Source organism: Desulfosporosinus sp. FKA (assembly GCF_002196785.1).
Classification (GTDB): Bacteria; Bacillota; Desulfitobacteriia; order Desulfitobacteriales; family Desulfitobacteriaceae; genus Desulfosporosinus; species Desulfosporosinus acididurans.
The window spans coordinates 1-12,150 of the sequence record NZ_NAHZ01000026.1; the positions used below are offsets into that span (position 1 = coordinate 1).

A 12,150-nucleotide genomic window follows, 5' to 3' on the forward strand; every position below is an offset into this window, starting at 1 on the left:
TCCTTCTAAGTAAACTTAGAATTCTCTCCGTTCGACTTGCATGTGTTAAGCACGCCGCCAGCGTTCGTCCTGAGCCAGGATCAAACTCTCCAAAAAAGTTATTTCAACTTCTCTTGAAGAAGATGATGACTTGCTCATGATTCCATGATTCTTTTGAAACTCTTGCGAGTTTCTCTCATTGGCTGTCCTTGTTGTTTAGTTTTCAAAGACCAAGGAATTTCAGTCTAACACTCTCTCTTAATGCTGTCAACAACTTTTTNTCATTGGCTGTCCTTGTTGTTTAGTTTTCAAAGACCAAGGAATTTCAGTCTAACACTCTCTCTTAATGCTGTCAACAACTTTTTTTCAAGCAACAGGTTTGAGAGGTATTTAGAAGCGCTGTTCTTGAGCGCTTTGTTATAATACCACTTCTTCCTTAACTATGTCAACAGATTTTTTCATTTTCTTATTCAATCCGCCTAATTCTGGTAAACTGGATAAAATGTAAACGTTTAACCATAGTATTTTGCAGTAAGCTGTAATAGATTCATCGGCGTATGGATAGTTAAACGGCCTAAATCGTTTTGCCCTAAAATTCGGGCATTTTCTCGAGTTGCCATCGAATACACTTCTAGCCTTGGAATTCCAGCTTGAATCAGCCAATCCATTTCATCATACAAGCTCTCGCCATGAGGTACAAGATAGGCACCGGCATCCGTGCCAATTCCAATGCGAACATTTTTTTGATAGGCTTCATAAATCACAGCAAGTTGTGTCTCAAGAATTCGTTTTAAGGTATCAATCTCCTTGGCAGAATAGCGGTTTGTCGGGTATTTTAAAATATTACCAATGGGAGAAACCGTCGGTATCCAGGCAATACCCTGATTTTTCATCTTATTCAAGTGTTCAGACGTCATATAATATCCGTGTTCAATCGAATCAACCCCGGCGTCAATAGCGACAGAGATCCCTTCTTCACCGCTGGCATGGGCCATCACCAAAACACCTCTCTGGTGAGCAGTCAGGACAATCCTTTGCAATTCTTCAACGGTCCATTGTGTCGGTCCAACAACCCGAAAATTATCGAAACGTATCAGTCCTGAAACAATGACTTTAAGTTGGTCAATGCCTTGAGTATAAAAATTAATGATGTTCGTTTGCCAATCAGAAATCCCATCAAAACCGCGTCCTAAGAAACGCCCATACATACCTTTGCGATTTACTGCCTCATGTACAGAAATCACTCTAGGTCCAAGCCAACTACCCTCATAAAGTCGATTCCGGGCAAACCAAGCAAACCCAGGTTGATCTCCTCCATCTCTGATCGCAACAATCCCCAGATTAAGATAGGTTTGCAGATAAGCTTGAATGTTTTTGTAAATTAAGTTCGGATTTTCCCAGTTTTTTAAGCATTGATAAAAATCCAAACTGTCCAAAGCCAAATGGACATGAGCATCAAGCCACCCAGGCTGGAGATAATAGGATTTCCAATCATAACATTCCGCATCAATGTTTTCAGTAATCCTTAAAGGTTCAAGACTATGAACTTTGCCATCTTTCCATTGAAGGACAGTAGGTAAGGAATTCAAACCATTTTCCGGACTCCAGAATCCTCCAATAATTGCCTGGCCCTTAGGAGGTATTTCTAAAACTCTTTTCTCAGCGCTGCATGAAATATTCAAAAAATTCACCTCTTAAAAAGATCTCTTCGATTTTTATCGACAGAGCAAACATGCTCCCACCACTTACGTTCTGCGAACGTTGAAGTGCCGCACGAGGAGCAATCCCACCTTCCCGATTATATGTTAAGAACTCAAGAACACCTACAGCTTTGCTCACACAATTGTTATATGTATTTATTCTACTGTTCTAAAGAATAACCTCCGAGTTTTCTGAAAACATTTAAAGAATAGTTTGTAATGAAAAGGAGCAACGGCTTCTAACCAATGCTCCTTTAAGTCAGTAATTTATTTTTGGTTCATTAGGCGGGATCTGATTTGGAAGCAACTGCTTTCCTAATAAAAAGCGCCGGGATCAAACCAATTATCGCCAATACTGTTGCAACGATAAAAGAATCATTAATCCCCTGAATCGTAGCTTGTTCAGATACTAAGCCGTATATTTCCTGCAATCCGAGAATACGCCCTGTTTGGGGTGAAAGACCTAAATGGGATATAAAATTGTTAAGCTGGACAAGAATCGACGGATTGAGTGAGGTAATTGTACTTGAATAGGTGGCAAAATGGATAGTAGTTCTTGTCGACATTATTGTGACCAAAATAGCTGTACCCAACGAACCAGAAACTTGACGCATCGTATTGAACATGGCAGTACCATGACTATTCAAATGTCTCGGTAATTCATTTAGGCCAGCCGTCATCAGCGGCATCATAATTAATGATACACCCAGAGAACGAATCGTGTAGAGCAATAATATATTGTCGTACATAGTAGCATTAGTGAGTTTGGTAAATTCCCAGGTTGCTATCGCTGTAATCGTCATTCCCACTACCGCTAAAACCCTAAGGCCAATAAGATCAAATACTGCGCCGGCAATAGGCCCCATAATTCCCATCAACAATGCTCCGGGTAATAGGAGGAAACCTGATTGTAAAGGCGTAAAACCCCGGATATTTTGCAAGTATATTGGCAGCAGCATCATTGCTGCGTACATAACTGTCGTAACGACAGCATTAATTATTATTGTCAGAGTAAATGCTCGGTATTTGTAAACACGCAGGTTCAGCATCGGAGAATCTACTGTAAATTCGCGTCTTATAAAGAGCAGTATGGCAAAAATCCCGACGGTTAGAAAAAGTATTACTTCCATACTGCCCCATCCTTTGTTGCCCGCTTCGCTAACTCCATAAAGTAAGCTTCCTAAACCGATTGTCGAAAACACTGCTCCCCATACATCAAACCTCGGAAAAGTTAACTTCAAAACGTCTTTCATCCAGATTACGGCTAAAAACAAATCCAAGGCTCCAATTGGTACGAGAGCGGAGAAAAGAAGACGCCAAGAGTAAGTCTGAACTACCCACCCACCAAGAGTTGGTCCGATGGCTGGCGCAAAAACCATAACGATCCCCATAGTTCCTAAAGCTTTACCTCTTTGATGAGGGGGAAAAATAGCAAGAAACACATTGGTCAATAAGGGCATAAGAATTCCGGCCCCAATTCCTTGAATGATTCTTCCGGTCATAAAAACGGGAAATGTTGGAGATATGGCACAGATCAGTGAACCCAACGTAAAACTGATCATTGCCACAAAAACCAGTTTCCGGCTTCCTACTGATTCCATAAGGTAGGCGGTAATAGGAATCAGCACTCCATTGACAAGCATATACCCCGTTACGATCCATTGGATAGTACTTGCCGAAACATTAAAATCCAGCATCATATGCGGTATTGCTACATTATCCAAAGTTTGATTCAAAATGGAAACAAAGGCACCCAGCATTAAAACAATCAGAATTTGAAGAGTATTAAAGTCTTGTACGCCGGTATCTCTTATAGCATCAGCGGGTACTCGTGTCTGACTCATAACTGAAGGCTGAGCAGCTCTAGAAGCCATTAAAACCGGCTCTTGTGAAGACTTATCATTTACTTCCTTTACGTTGCCTTTCTTCCTTCGCAGGAGTCCCATATTAACAAACATTAATAAAACGAAGCCTAAAAAAATGTAGACAAACGCTAGAATAATCATTGCCTTGACTCCCTTATCTTATATGTATTCGTGCTGTTACACTCATCCCCGGAGCGAGATTCAACCCCTTATAACCATCTAGCGTTATTATTACGGGAATAACCTGTGTCACCTTAGTAAAATTAGCGGTAGTATTTTGTTGGGGAAGAAGTGAAAACTGTGCGGCAGTTGTCAGTCCGATTTGGCTTACTTTTCCTGAAAGAGCAGTACCGGGATAGGCATCGACGTATACATCAACACTCTGATTTTGTTGAATGTTGTTGATATTCGTTTCATTTATGTTAGCGCTTACCCATAAGGCATCCATGTTATAAGCGTAAGCTAAAGGAGTTCCTGCAGCTACAAAACTATTAGGGATAACGTTTTGCTGAACAATCGTACCATTAACCGGCATTGTTATATCCATTGTTGGAGAAGTTGTTGCGGCAGCAGTTGCTGTGGTTCCCCCGACAACTTGAAGCCCGCCTAGTCGTTGTCCTGCAGTGAATCGGCTGTTTACTGATCCATTCCAATCTGCAATTTTGCCATTGCCCAAGGCACTGATTGTAATTTGTTGACCATCAATGCGGGCATTATCTGTCGTAACGTAATAATAGGATTGATTGTAATAATAATAAACCGTAATTCCTCCACCTATGATCAGCGCCAGAACAAGAATATTAATTAAAATAATGCGGCTCGTATTTGATGCCCGTCCATCAGCCATTCTCATATAACCTCCTTAAGCTCCTGTACATTTGCGATTTCTAGACACAACTAATTAATCGTTAAACTGCAGCTAATTTGTGTCATATTCTTATTAGCTATGACAGGGAATATTAGGAAGCTAAGGAATCAGGACATTTGTATAGTAGTTTATTAAAATTGGTAATCTAACGAAAGAGGTTGTTAAAGGAGGCTTAAAAATAAATGAACGTCTATGTTGTTTATGACAGTGAAAGCGGTCATACTGAAATGCTTGCCAAAGCTATTGCCGCAGGTGCTGAAAGTGTTAAGGATACTAAGGTACATCTAAAACATGTTTCGGAAAGCAGACCCGAAGAATTAGTAGATATGGATGCTATTATTTGGGGATGCCCCGGTCATTTTGGAACGATAAGTGCCAATTTGAAAGCCTGGATTGATGATCTCGGGATTATCTGGGCTGAAGGCAAATTAATTAATAAAGTTGGTGCCGTTTTTTGTACAACAGCCTCAGTTCACGGCGGAACTGAATCCACTCTCCTTAACCTCATAACAACCATGCTTCATCAAGGAATGATCATTGTCGGTTTACCCGGGAATATTCCGGAAAACGCCCTCTTCGGCTCGTATTATGGAGCCGGAATTACATGCCCAGTGGAAAGCAGCCCTGATAGTCCTCCAAACATGCCCACGGAATCGGATTTAGCATTGGGAAAAGCCCTCGGTCAACGAGTTGCTGAAATCGCCCTTAAGTTTTGCCGAGTTTAGAGATCCAGACATAAATTGCCATTAATAATCCAGTAGATAATTACCAAAAGATATTCGTTCTGGCAATAGTGAATAAAAAAAAGACTTGGCAAACTTCCAAGTCTTTTTTGAACAAAGCGCTATTAATTTATATGAGAAAAAATTTTTCTTCTGCCGCTAAACGTAAAGGAGTGATCAGAAATGCTTTCGTTTATTGCTTTCGGAATTGTCGTTGTAATTGCTGTTGCTCTTCTATTGACATACAATTTACGTGCTTTTAATCGAACAGCAACGATAAAAGAAACTCCAAGCGAAACAGATTCCTTAAGCGAAGTTATAAGTGACAAGGAACCGGAAGCTTCGCCACAAAATCTGGAAAAATCCGTTCCTAATCTCAACAAGAAAAGTTTATCGCAGATGGCTGATCAACACTATAGAAATGCGTTACGTCAATCGCTTAGTGAAAGGAAAGAGACAGTTACCCCTTCAGTAAAGCGCAGAGACGAGGAATATCGTTCTGCCTTACGCTCAATGCGGTCTCCGAAAGGGTAACGGTTGCCATGAATTATTTCTAAGTTACAATTTGTCCGTCTCCATAGACTATATACTTAATGGTCGTTAATTCTTTAAGACCCATAGGCCCGCGAGCATGCAATTTTTGGGTGCTGATCCCAATCTCTGCTCCAAAGCCAAAGCGTCCGCCATCTGTAAACCGCGTTGAAGCATTAACATAAGCTGCAGCAGCATCAACCTCTTTCAAAAAACGCTGAGCCTTAGAATAATTCTCAGTTATAATTGTTTCTGAATGTTTAGTACTGTATTGATAGATATGGTCGAGAGCTGCATCCAAATTCGGAACAACTTTTACACTGAGAATAAGGTCTAAATGTTCTAAAACCCAATCGTCTTCTTCAGCGGGAAGAGCGAAGGGCAAAATCTCACAGGTTCTTGGGCACCCCTTAATTACAACCTGGTGTTTCTTCAATTCTTCACCTATTCTTGGCAAAAAATCTTGGGCGATTGGTCCATCTACCAAAAGAGTCTCTAACGCATTACATACTCCGGGGTTTTGCGTTTTACCATTAATAATAATGGCGATCGCCTTTTCATAATCCGCATCTCGATCAACAAAAGCATGACACATTCCTGTTCCCGTTTCTATGACCGGGACAGTTGCATTTTGGACGACAGTCTGAATTAATCCAGCTCCCCCTCGTGGTATAATAACGTCCACAAAGTTATTCATCCGCATAAGCTGCTGAACCCATTCTCGATTTGTTTCAGTTATCAACTGAATACATCCTTCGGGCAAGCCGCTCTTTTCAGCTGCTTGGGCAATAACCTTTGCTAGAACTTTATTACTTTCTAAGGCCTCAGATCCTCCTCTCAGAATTACGGAATTACCGGACTTTAGGCATAAGGCCGCCGCATCAACCGTTACATTAGGCCTTGCCTCATAGATCATCGCCACAACCCCTAAAGGGACGCGTGTCTGTTGAATTCTTAAACCATTAGGTCTAGTCCAAACCTCCCCTTCTCCAACCGGGTCCCGCAAAGCAATAACTTCCTTCAAAGCATTACTAATATTGGAAATCCCTTCTGAAGTTAGTCTCAACCGATTTATGAGACTTTTTTTAATACCCTTATGCTCAGCAGCTTGAACATCAATCGAATTAGCCTGAAGTATTTCTTGCTCATTCTCCAGTAGTGCCTCAGCCATTGCAAGCAATGCCTTATTTTTTGACTCCGTACTCGCGTACGCCAACTGACGGGCAGCTTGTTTAGCCCTTTTCCCAATCTCCAAGAGTTCCTGTTGAATCACACTAAATCCCTCCCAGTCATAATAGTTTTTACACAATCAATCATCAGAGTCATGTTATCCCGGTGAACAACTTCTTCCCCAGAAGAATCGGGAATAAGTTCCTGCATTTTTTCAGAGTGCAAACCCTTAACAAGTTCTACCTCGTGACTGCTCAATTCAATAACTCCTCTGGCCACCTCATCACCAACAAGATTCAAGATACGCACAATTTCTTTTCGTTCCCATGTTCCTTCAGTAGATTTGATCCCTTTAGCCAGCAAACTTTTTCCTTCTTCTACCAAGGCCTTTACAGCTCCGTCATCTATTTGAATACTTCCCTCCGACAGTCCTGCATAGGCAATCCAGCGTTTACGCCCTGCCAGGCGATGCTTCACAGGGTGAAAATAAGTTCCTCTAGCTCCCTGCCTTTCGTTCAGTTCCACTAGCTCCCTAATCCGCGTAAAATTGAGTAAAAGCATCCCAATACCAAAACGTGTAGCAATCTTGGCTGCTCTTAATTTTGTCAGCATGCCGCCAGTTCCCAGAATACTTCCTGCTCCTCCGGCCATCGTCTCGACCGCTGAAATATCGGCAACCTCTTCGATAAGTTGAGCTAAGCTGTCCTTTTTGGGATTCGCTGTATACAGCCCATCTACATCTGTGAGAATGACTAACAAATCTGCATGAACTAATCCCGCAACCAGGGCCGAAAGGCTGTCGTTGTCTCCAAAGCAAAGTTCTTCAATGGCTACTGTATCATTTTCATTAATGATCGGAACTACTTGCAGCCGCAAAAGTTTCTCCAAAGTGTTTTGCGCATTATGATAGCGCGATGCTTCTGCAAGATCGATCCGCGATAATAAAATTTGGGCCCCGACTAACCCATGTCGTTCCAAATTTTGAGCGTACTTTTCAATAAGAACGCCCTGTCCAACTGCCGCTACTGCTTGTTTACCGGCTAAATCACGTGGTCGTGTATGAAGTCTCAATTCTCCCATTCCCGCTGCTACGGCTCCGGATGTTACTAAAATACATTCTATCCCTGACTGCTTCAAAGCGGCAATTACATCGACAACTTCTGCGATAGCTTCTTCATCTAAGCCTCCCCGAGAATGGTTCAAACTGCTGCTTCCAATTTTCAAAACAATTCGACGAGCCGAAAATGTGGTCACACCGAATACTCTCCTTCCATTTCTTCTGAGCGCAGAGCACAGGCCTTCGCAGCTTTCACTACCGTTTCGGCTAATTTTTCTTCCATAAAAATATTAATTGCCGCATAGGTGGTTCCGTTGGGAGAGGTGACCTCCTTTCGCAGCCTGCCTGGTGACTTCTCACTCTCAGCAATCATTTTTCCTGCTCCGATTGAAGTTTCAAGGACTAACATTTCTGCTTCTTTTTCACTTAATCCCAATTGAACTCCAGCCATAATTAAGCTTTCGATAAATAGATAAAAGTACGCAGGTCCACTTCCGCTTATTGCTGTAAGGGCATTCATTTTTTCCTCGGGAATCCATAAAATTTTCCCTACAGCAGAAAAGATTTGTTCGCTCATTTCTGCTTGTTCCGGAGTAACATCTTCACCGCGTACTAATCCCGTCATAGAATGAAGCACCGTTGTTGAGGTATTCGGCATTGCCCTTATAACAGCAACTCCCGGCAAAAACTTATAAAATAATTTGAGGGGAACACCCGCTGCGACACTTATGATGAGTTTACCACCAAGATCAAAGGTTTTTAGTTGTTCAAGAACGTCTTTAACGTTTTTGGGTTTTACAGCAATGATTAAGACACGGGAGTTCTCCACAAGTTCATTCAAGTTGGAAGCGAGAAGATTATATCTAACAGCCAGCTGTTGTAACCTCTCAGTATTTGCATGGTTTGTCACTCTAATTTGTATCGATTGGTCTACTTTCGTCAAACCGCTAATCATCGCCTCGGCAATATTACCAGCGCCAATGAAGCCAACGCTTAGTTTCATAGTTAACATCCTTTCTAAACCATATTACTAATAATTTTTGAAAGCTCATCTGCAACAGATCATTGTTCTTATTCTGTCTATCCATTAGTTTTTTATTAACTGGAATCCTTGATAAACACCTGCTGGGACTATAATCCAAAACAAAAAGACTTCTTTCGTCCATAATTTAAGGACGAAAGAAGCCTTCCGCGGTACCACCTTTATTGCAAAGCCAGCTCAATGTTATCAGAGTAATCCAATAAACAATCCCTCTAACGGTGGAAACCGTCTGATTCATCATCAGAGTCTCACGACTGGGTTTCTGACAACGCAGAAGGAAAAACTCTCAGCGCTTGTTTTCCTCTCTGAACTCCACGTCGATCATACTGGGTCGATCCTTGACTTCATTCAATATACAATTCAACTATACTGTAGCGTATATAGTTATAATATGCAAGTCTGATAATCTTGTAAATCATAAACATTAAGTATTTTTCTCAGCAGTAAACGATGGTTAGACACACCGACTTGTTATTTTTTCCCTAGGGCAGCTACGACTGCGTCCCCCATCTCACGAGTACCCAGGACTTTATCCCCAGGTTTTGCAAGATCCGTCGTGCGGTATCCCTCTTCTAACACTCTTTCCACGGCACGCTCAATCAGCTTAGCTTCCTCTTCCAGATCAAAGGAATAACGCAGCATCAACGCACCTGAAAGAATCGTAGCCAGAGGATTGGCGATATTTTTACCGGCAATATCGGGAGCCGAACCATGAGCCGGTTCATAAAGCCCTTTCTTCCCGTTTAAGCTTGCTGAAGAAATCATACCAATAGAGCCCATGAGCATAGAGGCTAAATCCGTTAGAATATCACCAAACATATTCTCTGTCACGATGACATCAAACTGAGTTGGGTAACGGACAAGCTGCATGGCAGCATTATCAACGTACATATGGGTTAATTCAACTTCAGGATACTTTTGGGCAACGTCCCGAGTGATCTCCCGCCAAAAACGAGAAGATTCCAAAACATTGGCCTTATCCACTGAGCAGAGCTTGCCGCGACGCTGGCGAGCCATTTGGAAACCAAGCTCAACGATCCGGCGAATTTCCTCTTCCGAATAAATCAAGGTGTCAAAAGCACTGGGAGGGTTCTTGGTTCTGCCTTTTTCTCCGAAATATAACCCGCCCGTTAATTCACGCAAAACCACGAGGTCAACATTTTGTACGACTTCAGGGCGAAGAGTTGATGCTTCAACTAACATGGGCAGCATTTTAACGGGACGTATATTAGCAAACAGAGTCAGTGCCTTGCGAATTGCAAGAAGACCGCCTAACTCTGGGCGCTGCGGGGCGGGCAGGGTATCCCACTTTGGTCCGCCTACTGATCCTAAAAGAACTGCATCTGCGGCTAATGCTGCCTCGAGAGTAGCATCCGGAAGAGCCTTTCCAGCTTCATCAATGGCCGCCCCGCCAATTAAATGATTTTCAAACTCTAGCTTAACTGCACTGTCTTTTAAGACAGCGTTTAACACTTTAATTGCTTCCGGGGTAATTTCTTGACCAATACCATCTCCCGGAAGAACAACGACTTTAGGCATTCTGTTCCCTCCCTCGAATATGGAATCAGTTCGCCCGTACGAATCAACTCCTGCATAATTGGAGGAAACGATCTGGCCTGAAACTCCATACCTGTTGTATTATTCACTGGTGATTTTACCTGCTGTTTCTATTCGTGTTTTTTCAGCCAGCTCATCATACCTCGTAATTGTTCTCCAACTTTCTCGATGAGATGATTTTCTTCACGACGAGCCATAGCATTAAAGGCCGGACGATTAGCCTGATTTTCCAATAACCAGTTCTTAGCAAATGTCCCATCTTGAATTTCAGTCAGTACCTTTTTCATTTCTTTGCGGGTCTCATCATTTACAATTCGTTTTCCTACAGTCATATCACCATATTGAGCCGTATCAGATACTGAATAGCGCATCCAGCTCAAACCGCCCTCATACATTAAGTCTACAATCAGCTTTAATTCATGCATACATTCGAAGTAAGCAATTTCCGGTTGATAGCCGGCTGCCACCAAAGTCTCAAATCCGGCTTTAACAAGCTCAGAAGTACCGCCGCACAGAACAGCTTGTTCACCGAATAAATCTGTTTCGGTTTCTTCGCCGAAGGTCGTTTCTAATACTCCGGCTTTAGTGGAACCGATTCCTTTAGCGTAAGCTAAAGCCAACTCTTTGGCTTTACCTGTAGCATCTTGATGAACTGCAATCAAGGATGGTACCCCTGCGCCTTCAGTATAGGTTCTGCGAACCAAATGTCCCGGACTTTTTGGTGCAACCATGAATACATCAACATCACTGGGAGGAACAATTTGGCCAAAGTGAATATTAAAGCCATGGGAAAAGACGAGAGCTTTGCCTGAGGTTAAATGTTGTTTAATTTCATTTTCATAAACTTTACTTTGGGTTTCATCAGGAAGCAGAATCTGTATGACATCAGCACGAGCGGCTGCTTCGGAAACCGTCATCACTTCAAAACCGGCTTCTTCAGCCCGTTTCCAGCGTGCACTGCCGGGGCGAAGTCCAATTAAGACCTTAAGGCCTGAATCTTTAAGGTTTTGAGCTTGAGCATGTCCTTGACTGCCATAACCCATTACCGCAATAACTTTTCCTTTGAGTAATTCGAGATTTGCATCAACTTCATAATACATTTTTGCCATTTAATATCTTCCTCTCTAATTCTAAACTATTATATTAAAATAAGCTGCAAACAACATCTATTATACACCTCATGCCTCAGAACGCATAATAGCAATTTTGCCCGTTCGCACTAATTCTAATAAACCATAGGGACGAAGCGCATGAACAAAGGCATCGATTTTATCAATGTCCCCGGTCAATTCAACCGTGATATTGCTTCTGCCCATATCAACAACCCGTCCACGGAAAACATCCACGGTTTGAAAGACTTCAGAGCGCGTTTCCGAATTAATAGGAATCCTCACCAGGGCCAATTCTCTATCCACTACGCTCTTCTCAGTTAAATCTACAACTGAGTGAACCACAACAAGTTTACTTAACTGGTTTCTAACTTGTTCGATAACTTGATCATCACCGGCTACAACAATCGTCATCCTTGATACTTCAGGATCCTCAGTCTGACAAACGGTCAGGCTCTCAATATTGTAAGCCCTGCGCGCAAAAAGTCCCGCTACTTTAATCAAAACACCAGGGTGATTTTCCACAAGAACTGCAAGTGTATGCAACATA

Annotated in this window: 11 protein-coding genes and 1 rRNA gene; 2 read left to right on the plus strand and 10 right to left on the minus strand. The window is 42.2% G+C overall.

What is annotated here, in order from left to right; all coding sequences use genetic code 11:
- The 4 genes from B5771_RS24550 to B5771_RS08840 form a co-directional block, all read right to left on the minus strand.
- A 16S ribosomal RNA gene (locus B5771_RS24550) occupies window positions 1-96 on the minus strand; the annotation flags it as partial.
- Window positions 97-491: 395 nt separating this feature from the next.
- Window positions 492-1,661, minus strand: a complete 1,170-nt coding sequence (locus tag B5771_RS08830; protein WP_088187202.1) for an amidohydrolase family protein — start codon at window positions 1,659-1,661, stop codon at window positions 492-494.
- 299 nt (window positions 1,662-1,960) lie between these two features.
- Window positions 1,961-3,685, minus strand: coding sequence for a DHA2 family efflux MFS transporter permease subunit (locus B5771_RS08835; protein WP_088187203.1), 1,725 nt, complete (start codon window positions 3,683-3,685; stop codon window positions 1,961-1,963).
- A gap of 13 nt (window positions 3,686-3,698) precedes the next feature.
- On the minus strand, window positions 3,699-4,391 hold the full coding sequence (locus B5771_RS08840) for an efflux RND transporter periplasmic adaptor subunit (protein WP_088187204.1): 693 nt from the start codon (window positions 4,389-4,391) through the stop codon (window positions 3,699-3,701).
- Between the two features lie 203 nt (window positions 4,392-4,594).
- On the opposite strand from B5771_RS08840, the gene B5771_RS08845 reads away from it, so the two are divergent.
- Together B5771_RS08845 and B5771_RS08850 are read left to right on the plus strand one after the other, a co-directional pair.
- Window positions 4,595-5,137, plus strand: a complete 543-nt coding sequence (locus B5771_RS08845; RefSeq protein WP_047809462.1) for an NAD(P)H-dependent oxidoreductase — start codon at window positions 4,595-4,597, stop codon at window positions 5,135-5,137.
- A gap of 180 nt (window positions 5,138-5,317) precedes the next feature.
- On the plus strand, window positions 5,318-5,668 hold the full coding sequence (locus tag B5771_RS08850; RefSeq protein WP_088187205.1) for a hypothetical protein: 351 nt from the start codon (window positions 5,318-5,320) through the stop codon (window positions 5,666-5,668).
- Window positions 5,669-5,687: 19 nt separating this feature from the next.
- On the opposite strand, the gene B5771_RS08855 is transcribed toward B5771_RS08850, so the two are convergent.
- From B5771_RS08855 to ilvN, 6 genes are all read right to left on the minus strand, one after another.
- Window positions 5,688-6,938, minus strand: a complete 1,251-nt coding sequence (locus B5771_RS08855; protein ID WP_088187206.1) for a glutamate-5-semialdehyde dehydrogenase — start codon at window positions 6,936-6,938, stop codon at window positions 5,688-5,690.
- Window positions 6,935-8,089 carry a glutamate 5-kinase gene (gene proB / locus B5771_RS08860; RefSeq protein WP_088187207.1) on the minus strand — a complete coding sequence of 385 codons (1,155 nt, stop codon included), beginning with the start codon at window positions 8,087-8,089 and terminating at the stop codon, window positions 6,935-6,937. Before proB ends, B5771_RS08855 begins: the two co-directional genes overlap by 4 nt.
- A complete protein-coding gene (gene proC / locus B5771_RS08865; RefSeq protein ID WP_088187208.1) occupies window positions 8,086-8,895 on the minus strand; it encodes a pyrroline-5-carboxylate reductase in 810 nt (269 codons plus the stop codon). Before proC ends, proB begins: the two co-directional genes overlap by 4 nt.
- 510 nt (window positions 8,896-9,405) lie before the next feature.
- The gene (gene leuB / locus B5771_RS08870) at window positions 9,406-10,473 is read right to left on the minus strand and encodes a 3-isopropylmalate dehydrogenase (RefSeq protein WP_088187209.1); all 1,068 of its coding nucleotides are present in this window, start codon (window positions 10,471-10,473) and stop codon (window positions 9,406-9,408) included.
- Between the two features lie 128 nt (window positions 10,474-10,601).
- Window positions 10,602-11,600: a ketol-acid reductoisomerase gene (gene ilvC / locus B5771_RS08875; protein ID WP_088187210.1), complete on the minus strand. Its 999-nt coding sequence runs from the start codon at window positions 11,598-11,600 to the stop codon at window positions 10,602-10,604.
- 69 nt (window positions 11,601-11,669) lie between these two features.
- Window positions 11,670-12,149: an acetolactate synthase small subunit gene (ilvN, locus tag B5771_RS08880; protein ID WP_047809469.1), complete on the minus strand. Its 480-nt coding sequence runs from the start codon at window positions 12,147-12,149 to the stop codon at window positions 11,670-11,672.
- Window position 12,150 lies beyond the last annotated feature (1 nt).

What these genes read in the sequence shown, in the direction of transcription:
- B5771_RS08835 (WP_088187203.1), bottom strand. Translation starts at nt 3,685, where the DNA reads ATGATTATTCTAGCGTTTGTCTACATTTTTTTAGGCTTCGTTTTATTA.
- B5771_RS08840 (WP_088187204.1), bottom strand. Translation starts at nt 4,391, where the DNA reads ATGGCTGATGGACGGGCATCAAATACGAGCCGCATTATTTTAATTAAT.
- B5771_RS08845 (WP_047809462.1), top strand. Translation starts at nt 4,595, where the DNA reads ATGAACGTCTATGTTGTTTATGACAGTGAAAGCGGTCATACTGAAATG.
- B5771_RS08850 (WP_088187205.1), top strand. Translation starts at nt 5,318, where the DNA reads ATGCTTTCGTTTATTGCTTTCGGAATTGTCGTTGTAATTGCTGTTGCT.
- proC (WP_088187208.1), bottom strand. Translation starts at nt 8,895, where the DNA reads ATGAAACTAAGCGTTGGCTTCATTGGCGCTGGTAATATTGCCGAGGCG.
- leuB (WP_088187209.1), bottom strand. Translation starts at nt 10,473, where the DNA reads ATGCCTAAAGTCGTTGTTCTTCCGGGAGATGGTATTGGTCAAGAAATT.
- ilvC (WP_088187210.1), bottom strand. Translation starts at nt 11,600, where the DNA reads ATGGCAAAAATGTATTATGAAGTTGATGCAAATCTCGAATTACTCAAA.
- ilvN (WP_047809469.1), bottom strand. Translation starts at nt 12,149, where the DNA reads ATGTTGCATACACTTGCAGTTCTTGTGGAAAATCACCCTGGTGTTTTG.